Annotated in this window: 13 protein-coding genes and 1 pseudogene; 8 read left to right on the forward strand and 6 right to left on the reverse strand. The window is 47.0% G+C overall.

Going from position 1 to position 16251, the window contains the following annotated elements; translation table 11 throughout:
- Positions 1 to 660 precede the first annotated feature (660 nt).
- From NDI48_19945 to NDI48_19955, 3 genes are all read left to right on the forward strand, one after another.
- On the forward strand, positions 661 to 1788 hold the full coding sequence (locus tag NDI48_19945; GenBank protein ID MEP0833442.1) for an RNA polymerase sigma factor, RpoD/SigA family: 1128 nt from the start codon (positions 661 to 663) through the stop codon (positions 1786 to 1788).
- Positions 1789 to 1872: 84 nt separating this feature from the next.
- Positions 1873 to 2376, forward strand: a complete 504-nt coding sequence (locus NDI48_19950) for a GNAT family N-acetyltransferase (protein ID MEP0833443.1) — start codon at positions 1873 to 1875, stop codon at positions 2374 to 2376.
- Positions 2377 to 2523: 147 nt separating this feature from the next.
- The gene (locus tag NDI48_19955) at positions 2524 to 2730 is read left to right on the forward strand and encodes a glycogen debranching protein (protein ID MEP0833444.1); all 207 of its coding nucleotides are present in this window, start codon (positions 2524 to 2526) and stop codon (positions 2728 to 2730) included.
- 1679 nt (positions 2731 to 4409) lie between these two features.
- Here the strand turns inward: NDI48_19955 and NDI48_19960 are convergent.
- The 3 genes and pseudogenes from NDI48_19960 to NDI48_19970 form a co-directional block, all read right to left on the reverse strand.
- Positions 4410 to 4538, reverse strand: a pseudogene (locus NDI48_19960) (Uma2 family endonuclease).
- Positions 4539 to 4609: 71 nt separating this feature from the next.
- Positions 4610 to 5773, reverse strand: coding sequence for a 5-(carboxyamino)imidazole ribonucleotide synthase (locus NDI48_19965; GenBank protein MEP0833445.1), 1164 nt, complete (start codon positions 5771 to 5773; stop codon positions 4610 to 4612).
- A 281-nt stretch (positions 5774 to 6054) separates the two neighbouring features.
- Complete coding sequence (locus NDI48_19970) at positions 6055 to 6555, reverse strand: pentapeptide repeat-containing protein (GenBank protein MEP0833446.1); 501 nt, start codon at positions 6553 to 6555, stop codon at positions 6055 to 6057.
- A gap of 199 nt (positions 6556 to 6754) precedes the next feature.
- On the opposite strand from NDI48_19970, the gene NDI48_19975 reads away from it, so the two are divergent.
- Entirely contained in the window at positions 6755 to 7102 is a 348-nt protein-coding gene (locus NDI48_19975; GenBank protein ID MEP0833447.1) for a phage holin family protein, read from the forward strand.
- On the opposite strand, the gene cobJ is transcribed toward NDI48_19975, so the two are convergent.
- A complete protein-coding gene (cobJ, locus tag NDI48_19980) occupies positions 7074 to 9122 on the reverse strand; it encodes a precorrin-3B C(17)-methyltransferase (protein MEP0833448.1) in 2049 nt (682 codons plus the stop codon). The genes NDI48_19975 and cobJ overlap by 29 nt on opposite strands.
- Positions 9123 to 9247: 125 nt before the next feature.
- Positions 9248 to 10735 (reverse strand): hypothetical protein, encoded by a 1488-nt coding sequence (locus NDI48_19985; protein MEP0833449.1) that lies wholly within the window; start codon positions 10733 to 10735, stop codon positions 9248 to 9250.
- An 87-nt stretch (positions 10736 to 10822) separates the two neighbouring features.
- Here NDI48_19985 and NDI48_19990 point away from each other — a divergent pair, with 87 nt between their 5' ends.
- The 4 genes from NDI48_19990 to NDI48_20005 all read left to right on the forward strand — a co-directional run bounded on the left by NDI48_19990 (position 10823) and on the right by NDI48_20005 (position 12778).
- The gene (locus NDI48_19990) at positions 10823 to 11035 is read left to right on the forward strand and encodes a hypothetical protein (GenBank protein MEP0833450.1); all 213 of its coding nucleotides are present in this window, start codon (positions 10823 to 10825) and stop codon (positions 11033 to 11035) included.
- A gap of 128 nt (positions 11036 to 11163) precedes the next feature.
- On the forward strand, positions 11164 to 11994 hold the full coding sequence (locus NDI48_19995) for an EAL domain-containing protein (GenBank protein ID MEP0833451.1): 831 nt from the start codon (positions 11164 to 11166) through the stop codon (positions 11992 to 11994).
- 83 nt (positions 11995 to 12077) lie between these two features.
- Positions 12078 to 12539: a hypothetical protein gene (locus NDI48_20000; protein ID MEP0833452.1), complete on the forward strand. Its 462-nt coding sequence runs from the start codon at positions 12078 to 12080 to the stop codon at positions 12537 to 12539.
- Between the two features lie 65 nt (positions 12540 to 12604).
- Positions 12605 to 12778 (forward strand): hypothetical protein, encoded by a 174-nt coding sequence (locus tag NDI48_20005; protein MEP0833453.1) that lies wholly within the window; start codon positions 12605 to 12607, stop codon positions 12776 to 12778.
- A 205-nt stretch (positions 12779 to 12983) separates the two neighbouring features.
- On the opposite strand, the gene topA is transcribed toward NDI48_20005, so the two are convergent.
- On the reverse strand, positions 12984 to 15656 hold the full coding sequence (gene topA, locus NDI48_20010) for a type I DNA topoisomerase (protein ID MEP0833454.1): 2673 nt from the start codon (positions 15654 to 15656) through the stop codon (positions 12984 to 12986).
- Positions 15657 to 16251: the final 595 nt, after the last annotated feature.

The raw sequence follows: 16251 nt of genomic DNA on the forward strand, positions 1-16251 counted from the left end.
CTTGCCACTTGTCAATTTTAGCTGGCTGTTGTGGAGAAACGACGGGTCAGCCCGAATCAGACGCCCCTCTTGGGAGATGAGAGAGCCGCAAAGGGGCAGAGTGGTTGAGCCATAGGAGTTAGCCTTTTCTCACTATGGGTAGAGAGGACAGCCTCAGCGTGTATGAGATTCTGTTTCTATAGCAAAGTTAATTTAAAGAAACGATTTCACTGGGATTAGTTCCCGCTTTATCACACTCATCATCTAAGTTCAGTGTTCAATTTTTGGTAGGTTGTTGTCAAATGTAAAAACTCTTATCAATGTCAGGAATTCTGAAAATTGCCGAGTTTGCCTTGGCTCTAGGATTGCAATGGTTTGGTTTTTCACCCAATACACCAATCTTGTTTATTTTTTTGTAATCAAAGAGCTAGCCAAATACATTCTGGTAGCCTTAAAATCAGAGTTTTCCACTCCCTAAAATCTGGCTCATCACTGGATGAAGGTTGTGGCACAATCGCTTATATCTCCTGTTTCTCTGCCTTTTTGGAGCTTCTTCACAAGCTAACCCTCTCTTTATTAAAACTTGCGTCGAGGAAAGCCTGTTTTTCGTTACAGCTAAGGCTAAACCCCTTAGTCCAACCTTCTCCAAATCCTTTCTACGCTCATCCCTCAATTTACGCTATGAATATTACTGAGTTGAACCAAGCCGATACTCTCAAGTTTACAGAAGATCCAGAATTTTTTAACAATGACAATTTAGAGATAGAGGAACCGGATTTAGCTCTTGTAGAAGTCGAGTTCTCTGACTCCAAAGACACACTAACAACAGGTCGTCGTTCTTCGGGTTATAGCAAAACGAGTTCGGATGACACAGTGGGCGCTTTCTTTAAAGAAATGGCTCGTTACCCCTTGCTTAAGCCCGAAGAAGAGGTAGAGCTAGCCAAGAATGTCCAGTTCTTAGTAGAAATTGATCAACTCCAGGAACGCTTGCAGGCTAACTTAGGCCGCAGGCCAGCTAAAGCTGAACTGGCTAAACAACTGAATATGACAGAACGTCAGTTGGAAAACCGCCTCTATCGGGGGCGTGTAGCCAAGCGCAAAATGATTCGTTCTAACCTACGCTTAGTGGTTTCAATTGCTAAGCGGTACTTAAACCGAGGAGTGCCTTTTCTGGATTTGATTCAAGAAGGTGCCTTGGGATTGAATCGTGCGACGGAAAAATTCGACCCAGAGAAAGGCTACAAATTCTCGACTTATGCTTACTGGTGGATTCGTCAGGCCATTACCCGCACAATTGCCAACGATGCACGCACTATCCGTTTGCCGATTCATATTGTTGAAAAACTCAATAAACTCAAAAAAGCTCAGCGCGAACTCAAGCAAGGGCTGCAACGGAACCCGAATGAAGAAGAATTAGCGAAAGCGTTAGATATTACGCCTTCTAATTTGCGCCAATTGCTACAATTACGCAGGCGATCGCTCTCTCTGAATCATCGAGTGGGTAAGGGAGAAGATACAGAACTCGTGGATTTGCTCGAAGACAACGAACTGCGGTTGCCGGAAGAGCAAATGAGCGAAACCATGATGCGCCAAGAAATTTGGGAAGTCTTGAGTGATGTGCTCACGGAGCGGGAAAAAGATGTCATTTCGCTACGCTATGGTTTAGCCAGTAGTGAACCCTACACCCTAGAAGAAGTCGGCGGGATGTTCAATCTTTCCCGCGAACGCGTGCGCCAAATTCAAAGCAAAGCGATGCGTAAACTACGTCGTCCTCAAGTGGCTCGACGCCTGAAAGGTTGGTTGACTTAGAACTCATGCCGTAACGGGTCATTAGTTGTTAGTAAAACCCTGTACAATAAGGCGTTTGGCTAATGACTAATGACTTGACTTTTTATGGGTGAGTTCACGATACGGCCTGCAACACCAATAGATGTGCCTGTGCTGTTTAATTTAATTCAGGCACTGGCAGAGTATGAAAAACTTTCCCACGCCGTTACTGGCAATCCGGAGGCGCTCCTGGATCATCTATTTGGTGCCAAACCTTATGCAGAGGCGATACTGGCAGAGGACGCTGGGCAAGCCGTGGGATTTGCCTTGTTTTTCCCGAACTACTCCACTTTTTTAACCAAACCAGGAATTTATCTCGAAGATTTATTTGTCCTGCCGGAGTTTCGGCGCAAGGGTATTGGTAAAGCCATTCTGCAATACCTGGCGCGGTTAGTGGTTGAGCGGGACTTTGGGCGTTTGGAATGGAGTGTACTGGATTGGAATGAGCCTGCGATCGCATTTTATGAGACACTAGGAGCCTCAGTCTTACCGGACTGGCGAATTTGCCGGGTGATGGGCGATTCTCTCACTCAGCTTGCCACGTCCATCTTCCCAGACCCTATCGGCTAATCTATCGAAAGATGAACTTCTGTTGATAGATGCTGATAAATTATCAACAAGTGTATCTTTGTTAGTTGCAGTAGAGACTGTTCGGGAGAAAATAAGTACATCTACTCAAGATTCAATCAAAGTATTTCGAGTTGAGAGGAGAATATTATGACTATTTGGGTGAATGAACAGCTTGATCCATCGGGTCTCCTCTATTCCTGTATTGCCTGTTGCGATGAACAGCAAGCGCAGGATTGCCATGAGTCTTTCGAGCAGAATTTGACAGACGATCAAAAGTTAGCGGGTTGGGTAGCACGTTTGAGAACGGTGAGTTCCTGGGATGAAGTGCCAGTTAATGCGTTGAAGTTGGATTAGTGCTTGACGTAATCGCCTCATCATGACATGGGCAGAATGCTCCTTTTGTCTTACTTTTCCCTGCCCAAAAACCCAACATCCTCAGGCAAAAGCGATCGCTTCTGCTCTCTCTTACTCCCCCCTGACCCAGGGGGGTATTAAAGAAAGATAAGCTTTTATTGAGTCAGTTGGAATTAGATTTTTCAGGTTTACACATGATGATGCCTATAAGTATTTAGAGGGTGTTTTAGAGAGGATTATTCAGAAGATTGGGGAATTACGAAATGACCCTCCCGCAGCTCCCCTTATTAAGGGGGGAGTAAGATAAGATAGCGGTGTCAGGTATCGGAAAGTTAAAAATAGTGAAGTCTGCGGGAAATCTTCTTTTCTATAAGTAGGTAGAAGAAATTAAACACAGCCATGGGAAGATACAGCGGATCGCAAGGAAGTGGAGTCGAGTTAATTTAGTGCCATTTCGCTTGAAGTTAAAAGTTAAACCTCAAAAGTTCTTTGAGTGGATAGTGTTTAACTACTTGGCAAGTTCGTGACTTATTTGGAGCCGCGTTGCACTTAGCAGCTTTCTTCCACACTCGCCCAACTTTACAAAAGCTTCATAGGGTATTAGGACAATCCATTCAGACTACAAACTTATATAAAGGTTCCAAAATCAACAAGATGGCTCTTTTCTTGTTCGTTTTTACGCTCTTGCTCTAACCTTTAACATATATTTGCAATTTATCTTAATGAAATCTCTGTAAAGATTTCTGGTAAGGAGTTTCATGTTCTTTCTAAAACATGCAATAGTTTTAGCCATGAGGAGTCAACGATAAATACTAAATAAAAAGATTACTGAACTGAGTAATCCCCTAGCTTCCTACTGAGTTTATTTTTTTTCCAAAGGTTAACGAGTATTTGTCGAAACCACTCACCTCAATCCGCAAAAAATCAACTCAATAAGCTTCCTGATGCCTGAGATGGCAAAGTTGTTAACGATTAGTTGCTAAACAATTGCTGTCAAACGGAGAGACGTGACTTCATTGGCTGACGTAAATTTATAGTTAGTTGCGCGATAAGCCAAAAGAAGTATTACTAATTTTTGGCCATTCAGGAAAAACGGATTTTTAGTCTCAACTGAGCATGAGTTGGGATAAGTTTTCTGTTTCACTATTTCACCAGTAATAGAAATTCAGAGGCAATCTAATTTCTATCTGTTTATTCGTGAAAAGAAGCTTAATTCAATCTGAAGTAAGTTGGCAATCTGAATAACACATACGAGGTAATACGATGAAGTTTATCCAAAAAAGCCTTGCTCTATTAGCTTTTGTTTTCACTGCTATCCTTGGCATGTTGGGAACTGCGATATTGGTTTACGCTAGCGAGAATGGCAGCGAGGATGATGAGTACTACGAGAGCTATAGTTCGCGCTCGCAGACATCGGAAAGTACTCACTCTAGGGCTACGAATTCCTCTCCTATTGACAGCGTAGTTGTGATGTCTGTCCCATCTTAGACAGGCAGCGCGAACGGGGTTGGATGTGTGAGGCAGGAGGGGATGTCGAAGGCAGGACTCTTTGAGAATCCCTACGGGGAAGGCGTTAGCGGAAGTGGCACGTTAGCTACTAGCAACCCGACTCAAAGCTTAGCCGTGGCTGCATCAACCCCCCAATGCTTAATTTTCTTCCCCTACGCGGGCTTTGTTCCATGAGGTGCAGCATGACTCCGAAACCGTAAAGCAGCAGCCGCATAAACAACTCCTTCAATCCGTTCAGCTTTCTTGAGAGAGGGCATCGCGTTGTAACGACGCTCAAATTCATAGCGATTTAAGCAATCTGCCTGACGCTTGTTTGCCCTTGGCGTCTAAGTCCTCATTGCGAATTTGTAATGGTGGGGTTTAGCTAATGTCAACCATACCAAAGAGATTCGATTTCTTTGGCGATCGCCTGTGCCTCAGAGGGTTCTTGAGAATCTAGTAAAACCGTAACATGACCTAACTTACGTCCAGGGCGAGATTCGCTTTTTCCGTACCAATGGACAACAGTTCCTGGCAGACTCGCCAACTTTTGCCGCTTTTCCAGATAGTCATTCTGGGAATATTCATAACCCAAAAGATTCACCATCAGCGCACTGTTACATTTAAGCGTTGGACTTCCCAAAGATACACCTGTAACCGCCCTTAGTTGTTGTTCAAACTGAGAGGTTTCACAAGCATCGAGGGTGTAATGCCCGGAATTGTGGGTGCGAGGCGACACCTCATTCACCAACACCTTGCCATCCGTAGTCAAAAACAGTTCCAGCCCGAAGATACCGACAACTTGTAGACTATTCAAGAGAGTATGTGCGATCGCCTCAACTTCGGCCACCACCTCTGCACTCACCTGTGCAGGTACAATTACGCGACGACAAACCTGTTCTTCTTGCTGAGTTTCCACTACCGAATAAACAACAACATCTCCAGCCACAGAACGGGCAGCCATCACTCCTAACTCTCGTTCAAAAGGAATAAATTCCTCTAGCAAAACAGGTGTATGTCCTAACTTTTTCCAAGTTTCCTGTAAGCTACTGCTGTCTTTAATAATAAAAGTGCCTTGACCATCATAACCGTGGCGTCGCGCTTTGAGGACAAGGGGAAAATCTAACTCATTTAGATTCATCGGTTGCCCAAAGGATGCCGCATGAAGGAATTCCTCACTCCCCACTTCTCCTTCAAGCGTCATAAAACCAGGCTGAGGTATACCAATCTCTTCCAAATAACAGCGCTGGTGATACTTATCCAACAATGGCGTTAACGCTTCTAAGCGTGGGCGAAAGCAGACACCCTGCTGTGCCAAAGGCATCAACGCTTCTAAATTGATAAACTCATTCTCAAAAGTGATCACATCACAGCGAGTTGCGAGTTCAGCGGTAGCAGCAGCATCATCAATGGGGGCAAAAATCGTTTCAGTGGCGATTTCAACCGCTGGATCGGTAGGATGGGGCGTCTGAATAATGAGTTCAATCCCTAATGCCTGACGCGCACCTGCCATCATCCAAGCGAGTTGCCCTCCACCAATCACACCAACACGCATAATCTTTATTCTGTGCTACTACATGAGAACCAATATTTTCTCACTTTAATCGATTATTCACTTACTTTTCTTCCGGTAAGGAGATAGTTGAACATCTCTGCCTTTTCTTTGACATCAATCACACCCCCTTATTAAAACAGATATAGCAGTCCTCAATAATCTCTAAGAACCTTCCTTTCTCTTCTGTGCGCTCTCTGTGCCTGGAGTGGTTCGTTAAAAAAAGCCAATCTCACAAATGATTTAGGATTTCATAGTTATAAAGATAGTCTGAAACAAAACAATCAACGACAACCCAAAGAGTCACGAGTTGGTACACCCGTTTGTGAATTCACGCCCGTTGCCTTGGTACAGAGTTCTTTGATTTGGGCACCATCGAGAATTGCATCACTGAAATCAGCACCCGTAATATCAACATTGTCAAAGGTGGAGCGCAGCATGATACTCTCAGTGAGAACAGCATCACTTAAATCGGCATTGGTGAAGTTCACCTGATCGACCATTGCATTACTTAAATTTGCCCCATGTAAATTGGCCTGAGTCATCACCGAAGCACTAAAAATTGTTCCTTGCAAATCAGCATCAGTAAAGTTAGTTCGTTCTAAATTAGCATTAGAAAATTCAGCAGAGCGTAAGGTTTGACCCGAAAAATCCTTACCTTTTAGTTCTGCATTGCTATAAGACAAAGGAGGCGGATAATATTTAGTCGCCTGTGCTAATGCAGGTAGGGGACAGCACAAAACAATCAATGCCAAGAGGAAGGTAGCGAGTCGCCGAAAAATCATAGTTAATTCACACTCCACATGGGTAGTGAGTCGCTCTCAATCGCTAAATTTGAGCGCAAATCTACTTTGCCTAGTGTCGCATCGAACGGTTAAACCACAAATCCTGCTTTAGAGGCAAAGCATTGCAAACACTCGCGGACGAAGAGGCCAGTCTCCAGGTAGGATGAGGATACTGTATAGAAGTTGTTCAACAAAGGTCATGCCAAACTTCTTGTTGACTTGGCTACTCGCGGCTGTGTCATTGGTGATTACAGCCTATCTAGTACCGGGCTTTGTGATCCAAAGTTTTGTAGCTGCTTTGATAGCATCGGTGATTTTAGGGTTAGTCAATGCGATCATCAAACCGATTTTAGTCCTTCTGACACTACCGATCACAATTGTGAGCCTAGGCTTGTTTCTGTTTGTTGTAAACGCCATCACAATTTGGCTAGCGGGTTATCTCACCCCTGGTTTTGATGTGAGAGGCTTTATTCCTGCTTTAATCGGTTCAATCGTACTCACTATAGTGAGCAGTGTACTTAACCATCTGGTTGGCGATCGCGCTTAGGTGAATTCAGTCCTGTTGATTCGCTCTCAAAGCCGAGATAACCTCGTGGGGTAATCATCCAATCCCCATGAGTTCTGGTACTTTCGTTGCCAATCAGCACTGTCGTGAGCATATCAATGGGCGCTTCCAGGAGTTTTTCTAAGGTGGTGAGAGTAATCTGTTCCTCTTGGCGATAGGCGGAGCGAACCAGTGCCACTGGAGTCATTGGCTTGCGATACTTTAAAAAGATCGCTCTGGCTGTGGCTATCTGCTCGGTGCGAGTACGCGATCGCGGATTATACAACGCCGTGACAAAATCAGCTTGGGCAGCAGCAATTAGACGCTTTTCAATCATTTCCCAAGGCGTTAACAAGTCGCTTAAGCTAATCGCACAGAAGTCATGCATCAACGGCGCACCCACACGAGACGCCGCCGATTGCAAGGCGGTAATTCCCGGAAATACCTGTACCCCTGGAGTCTTCCCATCCCAACCTTGGGCACGAAGTTCTTCTAACACTAATCCCGCCATGCCGTAGATCCCACAATCCCCAGAGGAGACAACGGCTACCGTTAAACCCCACTGTGCTAATTCAATGGCTCTTTCTGCCCGTTGCCGTTCCTGCGTAATCGGTAGGGCTTCCACAATCTGCCCCGGACGTAGCACAGGGGTAATTAAATCAATATAAAGAGAGTAGCCAATCACGACATCCGCACGAGAGATGGCAGTTTGAGCCGCAGGCGTGATCTGGTCTAATTGTCCTGGCCCCGTACCCACGAGTAATAATTGACCAATACGCCCCGTATATTCTCGTTCCGATTGGGCGATCGCAACTGTCACCGCCCCTGGTTGCCCTTCTAATTTAAAAATTTGTTTTGCCACCCGTAGAGGCACCCCTTGTGGCTGCCCTACTTGTGGTTGCCCTACGCCGTCGGAAAGGGCAGGCATAAAACCTGCCCCTACGATTGCTGCGGCTTCGGCAACACTGGGCGTTCCGACTTCTTTGTCCACAATTGCTGAGGGATTGGGGACTTTAACGGAGCGTAGCACTTCTGCTGGGAAGGTGCGTAAAGGCCAATGGCGTTCGCGGCATAATTCGACTAATCCCACTTCATCGGCTTTAATATCGATGGTGGCAAGTCCTGCGATCGCACTTTCAGCTAAATGATTTTGCTGACAAACCTGCTGAATCGCTGTCTCAATCAACGCTCTGGATGTCCCTCGCTCGCAACCAATGCCCACCCACAACACCCGTGGATGCCACTGGACTTCTGGGAAATCCGATTCGGGTGAAAATCGCCTTTGTATGGGGCTAATCCAAATCCTCGCTTTGGGCATCAAATTGGGATTTTGGCTCCCCCCCTTAATCAGGGGGGGTAAGGGGGAGTGGGATGTTGGATGATTCGGTTGTTCTTTAGACTCAACAATCTCTGATTCGGTTGCAGGAGATTCAGGACATCTCAAGTTAAATGGATGTGCCTGGGGAAGATGATTTTGCCACAGTTTTGAGCCTGCCTCTTGCATCACCAGGACGGATTCACCTCGCGCCACCGCAGCACTCACCCCCGTCCAATCTCCCTCCCCTCGTTGCCAACCGAAGGGAACGCCCAACATATCCACTCCCGGTAAGCCTAACCCAGCAGAGGCACCTGTTAAAACAGGAGTTGCCCCCAGTTGGAGCGCAATCATTCTTGCCAATTGCTCCGCTTTCCCTTGGTGTCCACTACATAAACTGATGACAAACTGCCCCTGTTCATCAACGACAACAACGGCGGGATCGCGGGATTTATCCTCTAGAAGGGGAGCAATCAACCGCACTACGGCTCCAGTAGCTAAGCAAAATACAAAGGCACGGTGGTGGTGCCATAAGCTGGCAATATGGTCTTTGAGAGAACCTGTGTAGTTTTGAGCCTGTGCAATGCTCAGTGACTCTGGCACCCAAAGGCTTGCGCCACTGGTTTGACACAGAGGTTGCAATCGTTGGGCACCTGTGGGGGTGGTGGCGACAAGGGCTAGGGGTTGAAAATCTTGGAAAAGCAACACAAAAAATTAATTAGAGCCAGGAATTTTCACAAACGCCAATTTTATCTTCAAATAAGTTAATTTTCTGGCCCTAAAAGAATTTCCGACTAATCAATGGGTTCCCTGACCACTCATCACCTTTGATTTCACACCTCTGAAACCACCTCTTGCCCAAGTTTGCTGATAGCCGCTTGATAAGGCTCAAACGTCAGGGTTGTGTCTCCACTCAATCCCCGCAAAGCATTGGCACGGCTTTCAAAAAGCTGCTCTACCGCGTCGATGACTGTCCCGATCGCCTGATGGTCACATTCTCTCAGAAATTCATCCGTGGAAAGGGTGCCGGCAAAGAAGTCTTTTGCTCGTTGGATCAGGTGTCGCACGGAGGGAAACCCCATAGCGTTGACAATAAATGTTGCGATCGGGGAATTTTTGAGATCATAAGAGGAGTCCTGATTTCGTCCCTTCCTCAACAGCTCTAACACCTCATGTTCCAGCGCCGTTTCCGGGGGGTGAATGCTGGGAATATCGGGCAAAAATTGTTCCAAGGAGGGGGTTTTGAGTCCTGGTGTGGGTAATTCTCCCATCATGGTTGAAAGGGGAATATCGCGATCGCGTCCTCCCAATCGCATAGAAAGTGCCTCAATAATTGCGATCGAGACGAGTTTGCATCCTAAATATAGCTTTGCTACCTCTAGATTTTTGCGAGTTTTCAATATCAGTTCTGCATAAGTTTCCTCATCTGGCTCTCCCATAAACCGCTGAAACACCTTTTCTGGAGACAGGAAATTCATGAATCCTTCCATATTTTGCAGCGATCGGCGATAGCCAGCAACCGTGTAGGAATTGGCATGAATTAGCTCATGATTGGTTTCGGGCAACAAGTTCCAGGTATTGTCTAAAAAATCGGCTGAATTGGGATAAGCAAAATTCTCCACATCCCGGTTGGATAGTTGCACACAGCGTTTAACAATTTCAATAATTTCAGCCTCGCTCCATCCAAAGTTAAATTGATGATTCGCTGCGATTAATCGTTGGTACAACATCTCGCTAGGAGTTAAACCGGATGCAGACAACGGACGAAACGGAATCGTTGCTTCGATACAAGCAACGATTTGAGCAATCATACCAGGACTCAAAACAGGCTCCAAAGACCGTGCTGCAATTAGCGCGCTCAAGAATTCATTTTGCCCTGCCATGGGAGAAAGCACCTGACTCGGCGAAAACCCAAATATCGTTGCAACAATATCAAACATTAGTGACGCCGGCATGTCAGTGGCTTCTCGAATTACCAACTGCCCTTTGGTTGCCTTACCTTTAGCTTCCTTAACCTCCGTCCCTTTAACTTCCTTAACAAAAGGAGCGATGTAACTGCCGATGTTGATACTGACACCGTGATCGACTTGCACATACACAAGGTCATGAAATAAAGCCGCTAAGACCTCAATAGCGTTAACTGACCCACCGACCTCAAAAATGTGATCGGGAGTATGAAAATAGCGCCAAGGACCGGTCATGGTTTGGATAATCAACTCGGTAATAGTCTCAAGTTGTGTCGGCTCGACTTTGCCTTGTAGCTGTTCAATCGCCCAAACCAAACGATCTTTGCAACGAGTGTGAGCAACCTCTAAATCCATAATTACCACCCTTTTCCCCGATCTAAATCATTCCTGAAAGACACGGACTCAGCAGCGCTTGAGACACTGACACTAGCAACCCATTCCTTGACATCCTGTGGCGAACAGCGCCATCCCGCCACTGCTGTTAGTAGTTACCTTACTTTACTCGATGAAGACGGGAACTGCCGTGAAGACTATTGGGAGAATTATGGTTTAGCTCTGAGTCAGGGAAATCTTAAGAAAAAACAAAATTTTAACTTCTCCCCTTCTGCCATCTGCCTCCTGCCATCTGCCGTTTTTGTAAAAGTCAGGGCATAGCCACAGGTCATGCTTGCATTACATTTAGTACTCAAGGCTTGACATGCTGGATGGGGGGTTATAGATTTTTTGTGTCAATACTTTCCCCAACAACGAGATGGTAGGGTTGGTCATTGGAGGTAGCTGATGTGCTACACAATATTCCTCAAGGGTCAATAAGTAGTAAAGCACTACAAGCCGCCCTATTAGAAAATCGTTTTTGCCTATATTCTCAGCCCATCATGCCGCTAACGCCTCAAGAAGGCTCCCTCATTCACCAGGAAATTTTATTACGAATGGTAGGGCATGATGGTCAAATCATTCCGCCCAACAACTTTCTCCCCCATGCCGAACAATATGGATTAATGCCAGCGATTGACCGCTGGGTGTTAGAATCCTTCTTCAATAACCTTCCTAGCCCTAATCAGTGTATGAGCTGTTGGGCGAGGGGTGATTATTGTGGTTGTCTGAATTCTTTAAATTTATCAGGCTCCAGTATTAACGACGAAGAATTTTTGAAGTTTCTGGAAGAAGCTGTAGCCAGTCATCTAGTTCCCCCTCAAAGCCTATTGTTTGAAATCACAGAAACAGTCGCTTTGTCGAACATCGAAAAAACTAGGCAATTTATCTGCCGATTACAGCAAATTGGTTGTCAATTTGCTCTGGATGATTTTGGGACAGGGATGGCGAGTTTAGCCTATCTCAAAGAATTACCCCTGAACTTTGTCAAAATTGATGGGATGTTTGTGCGGGACTTAACGACTAACCCTGTTTCGGAAGCTATTGTGTCTGCTATTGTGCAAATTACCCAGGTGAAGGGAACTCAGACAATTGCCGAATATGTAGAAAATGCGGCGATTTTGGAACGATTGAAAGCCTTAGGCGTTGGCTATGCTCAGGGGTTTTACTTAGGTAAGCCACAACCCATTAGCTGGTTTAACCCAGAAGTCGCTTTCCTGGGGCAGCAACGGAGGTCATGACGATTGCACTTCAATGGAGCAAGTGGTGCAAGATCTGAGTAAACTTAACTTCTGCTCAAAGTCACCACACCAATCACAGCAATATGGATAAAACAGGAACGACGCGCCAACTTGCTATTCTTGCCCCCGTACCAGAGGAACACCTTCTTTCTTGGCAAAAAGAGGGAGAACAGGCAAAAGTAGCTTTTGGCAGCATGGCTTTTGAAGTGTTCCGTCAAGCCGATGAACTTCGGGGAGATAAAACTGTGGAGGTGTTTATCTATGCATCCTTGGCGGAAAATCGACCTTTGAACTCAGAAGTCTCATGGCACGGCTTGTATGTGGGCCATGTTCAGTCTCGTGGCGGTAGACACCCGCAGGGCATGAAATATCGCCCTCCTTCTACGGCTAGCGAAAAGCCAAGATGGGCTATTTTTTGGGAAGTTGAAGAACTTCAACCTCTATCATCGCCAATTGCGATCGCCTCTTTCAAAGGATTTGGTAAAAAGTCTAACTACCCGTCTCGTTTTACACCGGAAGAACCCTTGCTGATTGCCTATCCTTAGCGTCTGCGAAAGCAGAGTTGCCCCTACGTTAAGAGCTGAGTGAGCGGTAGCCGAAAAGGGTTGTTATGAGCCAAATACAAGCTAAACTCCCAACCGATATCTGGGTGAATGCAACCTGGGACGAATACATCAAGGCGCTCAGCGCTCCAACCTACGAAAACGCTAGGGGCTACTACTATAACCGACGCATGAGGTTGGAGATGTCTGCACTGGGGAATGCCCATCCCGCGATCACCTAATTGTTATCCATGCTGTTTGCCTATGCTTCCCGGTTTGGAGCGGATGGATATCGTCATATAAAAACTGACAAAAAAATAGAGAGTCGCAAAAAGTGACTCTCTCGATGATCAGGGTGCTTTTGATAACCCCAGTATTGCATTCTGCTCTGAGGGGCTTCACCCTCTATTTATCAAAGGTCGCTGAAATTTAAGCACGGCTAATTGATTATTTCTTTTTCGTGCTTGTCGAGGCGGCTGTTTTCTTCTTGGTCGTCTGAGTGCTAGAAGATGTTCCGCTTGACTTACTCTTAGTTGAACTCGTTGACTTGCGCGACTTGCTACTCGATTTCTTCGTAGACTCCTTCGCGGATAAAAGCTCAACTGCCGCTTCCATCGTCATCTCTTCCACCGATTGCCCTTCTGGCAAAGAAACATTTGTCTTCCCATGTTTGACATACGGGCCATAGGGGCCATCATATATATTCACGGGTTCGTTATCTTTGGGATGGGCACCCAGTTCTCGTAACGCCTTCTTGGTTTTGCCTGCACCACTGCGCCCCTTCTTCGGTTCTGACAATAGCTCTAATGCACGTTCTAGAGTAATTGTCAAGACATTGTCATGGGGTTTGAGCGATCGATAGTCTTTCCCCTCCTTACCTTGGTCATGAACCACATAAGGGCCAAAGCGTCCCAAACTCGCCTGGATTTTACCCCCTGTAGCAGGATGGACACCTAAGGTACGGGGAAGAGCCAAAAGACCCAAAGCCATCTCCAATGTGACATCTTCAATGTTCACGCCCTTGGGTAAAGAAGCCTGTTTCGGTTTTTTGTTCTCTTCAGATACATCACCCAATCGCACATAAGGGCCATAGGGGCCTCTCAAGATGTAAATCGGCTCACCGGTTTCTGGATGACGTCCGAGTTTATCCGGCCCTTCTGTTTTCTGCCGCAGCAGTACCTCTACTTGCTCAGGGTCAAGTTCGGCTGGCGTCAAGTCTTTGGGGATCGATGCCGTGACTACGCCATCGCCATTCTCCGCTTCGATGTAAGCACCAAACTTACCGATCCGGACTTTCGCCACCAGGTTCTCCAGTTCAACGGTACGGGCTTCATTGGGATCAATTTGGCTTTCTTGTTCTTTAACCTGAGTCTCCAGTCCTTTCTCTCCCAGATAAAATTCCCGCAGGTAGGGCAGCCAATCCGCTTCCCCACTGGAAATCTCGTCGAGGGTTTGCTCCATTTTGGAGGTGAAACTGGTATCCACTAGGTTGGGAAAGTACTTTTCGAGTAAGGCGGTGACAGCAAAGGCGGTGAAGGTGGGCACCAAGGCGTTGCCGTTCATTTGGGCGTAGCCTTTGTCCTGGATAGTGTCAATAATGCTGGCGTAGGTACTGGGACGCCCAATTCCCTCACTTTCCAGCATTTTCACCAAAGAGGCTTCGGTATAGCGGGCGGGCGGTTGGGTTTCGTGACCATCCGCTTCGAGTTCACGGCAGTTAGGATGGTCGCCTACTTTGAGCGGTGGCAGAATCACTTCCTGGTCTTCTAGCGCCGCTTCAGGGTCATCAGAGCCTTCAACGTAGGCGCGTAAATAACCGGGGAAGTCGATGCGCTTCCCACTCGAACGAAAACCCGCATCTTCAACTTGTAGCTGAACGGTGATTTGGGTTTGCCGGGAGTCTGCCATTTGGCAAGCCACCGTGCGTTTCCAGATCAGGTCGTAGAGAGCGAGTTCTCGACCCCCCAAGCCCGTTTCTTTGGGAGTCCGGAACGTGCTACCAGCAGGGCGAATCGCTTCGTGAGCTTCTTGAGCGCCTTTGCTTTTGGTGGCGTACTGCCGGGGTTTGGGGCTGAGGTATTGTTGACCGTACTTTTGCTCGACGCAACTCCGTGCGGCGGCGATCGCTTGTTCGGATAAATGCACCGAGTCTGTCCGCATGTAGGTAATATACCCTTGTTCATACAGACTTTGAGCGGTTCGCATCGTGTCACGAGCCGACAGGCGCAGTTTGCGGTTGGCTTCCTGCTGTAGGGTCGAAGTCGTAAACGGTGCCGAGGGTTTGCGGGTGACGGGACGTTCTTCTAAATCCGTCACCGTCCAGGTTTTATCGAGCAGGCGTTCTCGCAGTTCTCTGGCTTCGGCTTCACTGAGTAATCTAACCTGGCGACGGGCGATAATTTGACCCGTGTTGGGGTCGAAGTCACCACCCGTTGCCACTTTCACACCACCTACGGCGACAAGTCGGGAATCAAAGGGAGTTTTGCCCTGTTCTAAAATGGCCTTCAAATCCCAGTAACTCCCCTGACGGAAGGCTCGACGCTGGCGTTCTCTATTCACCAATAGGCGCACGGATACCGACTGGACGCGACCGGCAGACAACCCCCAAGCAATTTTCTTCCACAGCAGCGGAGAGAGGGTGTAACCCACCAGTCGGTCTAAAATCCGTCGAGTTTCTTGAGCGTGAACCAGTTGTTCGTCGATATTACGGCAGTTTTTCAGCGCTTTCTTAATCGCTTCCTGGGTGATCTCATGAAACACCATCCGCTTGGTGGGGACTTTCGGCTTGAGCACTTGCAGCAAATGCCAACTGATGCTTTCCCCTTCGCGGTCTTCGTCTGTCGCGAGGACAAGTTCTGTCGCGTCTTTCAGGGCGTCTTTGAGCTGCTGAACAACTTTCTTTTTATCTTTAGGAATGACGTATATCGGTTCAAAGTTAGCTTCTACATTCACTCCCAACTGCGCCCATTTTTCTTCTTTCACGGACGCCGGAATTTCCGTGGCGGACTGAGGCAGATCGCGCACATGCCCCATCGATGCCTCGACGCGATAGTCAGAGGGCAAGTAATTGCGGATGGTGCGTGCTTTGGTAGGAGATTCAACGATAACAAGGGTTGACATAGCAACTTTTGGAAAAATAGCGGCTGGCTAAACAGTCAAATTGGATGAAGAGGGGGCGAAATGTCAAGAGGGCTGATTTAATAACGATGTTCAGAGCATGATCAACGAGAAGCGTCAGCGCAGCGATTCCGCCCTGAGAATCGCCAGCCCTCTTGCTAGATGTAGCTTGAGCTCCTTGTCTCTACTTATAGCCGATATCAACGGCGACCCCCACCTCTGGGGATTGTGCCAGAACCAATGCCAAGCCCGATCAAGCATGAATTAGGGCTTGGAGATCGGAACTTTCCTTGGAAGATAAATTCATGCAACCAATTCGACCAGGCGATGTGATTTTACTATCTGTAGCACAGATTGTTAGTACAGTGGCTCCGCAAGAGTTCATGACAACGCTAACTCACTTGACCTTAGCAGAAGGTGCGGTGACTGGGTACTAGTGCAGGGTGGCGCAAATAACTCACCCGTTGGGAGTGGGCCGGAGCGAAGCGTGAGGATGGGGGAAGCGCCCCGCTTCGCTCAGTAAACTAAAGCTTATTTAACCTTTGAGCCTGAAATTTATTTCAAGACTTTTAATGGAGTGTCATTCCTCTTAAGTCAG

The sequence above is a fragment of the Microcoleus sp. AS-A8 genome (assembly GCA_039962225.1).
Classification (GTDB): domain Bacteria; phylum Cyanobacteriota; class Cyanobacteriia; order Cyanobacteriales; family Coleofasciculaceae; genus Allocoleopsis.

Coding starts and splice junctions, on each gene's coding strand:
- NDI48_19945 (MEP0833442.1), top strand. CDS start 661: ATGAATATTACTGAGTTGAACCAAGCCGATACTCTCAAGTTTACAGAA.
- NDI48_19950 (MEP0833443.1), top strand. CDS start 1,873: ATGGGTGAGTTCACGATACGGCCTGCAACACCAATAGATGTGCCTGTG.
- NDI48_19955 (MEP0833444.1), top strand. CDS start 2,524: ATGACTATTTGGGTGAATGAACAGCTTGATCCATCGGGTCTCCTCTAT.
- NDI48_19965 (MEP0833445.1), bottom strand. CDS start 5,773: ATGCGTGTTGGTGTGATTGGTGGAGGGCAACTCGCTTGGATGATGGCA.
- NDI48_19970 (MEP0833446.1), bottom strand. CDS start 6,555: ATGATTTTTCGGCGACTCGCTACCTTCCTCTTGGCATTGATTGTTTTG.
- NDI48_19975 (MEP0833447.1), top strand. CDS start 6,755: ATGCCAAACTTCTTGTTGACTTGGCTACTCGCGGCTGTGTCATTGGTG.
- NDI48_19985 (MEP0833449.1), bottom strand. CDS start 10,735: ATGGATTTAGAGGTTGCTCACACTCGTTGCAAAGATCGTTTGGTTTGG.
- NDI48_20000 (MEP0833452.1), top strand. CDS start 12,078: ATGGATAAAACAGGAACGACGCGCCAACTTGCTATTCTTGCCCCCGTA.
- NDI48_20005 (MEP0833453.1), top strand. CDS start 12,605: ATGAGCCAAATACAAGCTAAACTCCCAACCGATATCTGGGTGAATGCA.
- topA (MEP0833454.1), bottom strand. CDS start 15,656: ATGTCAACCCTTGTTATCGTTGAATCTCCTACCAAAGCACGCACCATC.